1 pseudogene is annotated in these 657 nt (G+C 68.9%); it reads left to right on the forward strand.

Annotated elements, in window-relative coordinates:
• A pseudogene (locus Q0938_RS19175) lies at positions 1-381 on the forward strand (poly(3-hydroxybutyrate) depolymerase); the annotation flags it as partial.
• Between the last annotated feature and the right edge of the window lie 276 nt (positions 382-657).

A 657-nucleotide genomic window follows, 5' to 3' on the forward strand; every position in this document is an offset into this window, starting at 1 on the left:
GTGTCAGCCATGCGGGGGCGACAGGGGCCGCAGCCGACCGGCAAGCTGACGCCACAGCTGCCAACGATCGTCTTTCACGGCGACAGCGATCGCGTGGTGCACCCCTCGAATGCCGGCGGGTTCCTGCGGAACCTGGAGCGATCGCGTTCGGCGCCGCTCGTATGCACGACCAGCTTCGGCCGTTCGCCCGGCGGCCGCGACTACACGCGGAAAACCTGTGCCACGAAGGCGGGAAAGACCCTTCTGGAGGAGTGGACGGTGCATGGCAGCGGTCATGGCTGGTCAGGTGGCCGCGCCGCCGGCTCGCACACGGACCCGGCCGGGCCGGATGCATCGCGGGAAATGCTGCGCTTCTTTCTGTCCAAGCGGCGATCCGGCTAGGCAGCGCGGCCGATCACCCACCCGGGCGGACCCGCCCTGCGATGCGGAGCGCGAGCTCCGAACCTCGGACGACAGTCACCTGCGCGAGTGCCCACCCCGGAGTCAAACCTCCGTCCAATGCTCCGGGCGCACTGGGAGACCCGGAGATGTAGAGCGCACTTTATAAGCGCCTCGGGGGTGAGTGCTGCTTGAGCCAAGTGCGGGCCGAGGTCGCTGGCCCGGCAATCGCGGGCGGAGATCGAAGGCAATCTCCGGTCGAAGCGCAGGCGATCGCCG

This window comes from uncultured Paracoccus sp. (assembly GCF_947496875.1).
In the GTDB taxonomy this organism is placed as follows: domain Bacteria; phylum Pseudomonadota; class Alphaproteobacteria; order Rhodobacterales; family Rhodobacteraceae; genus Paracoccus.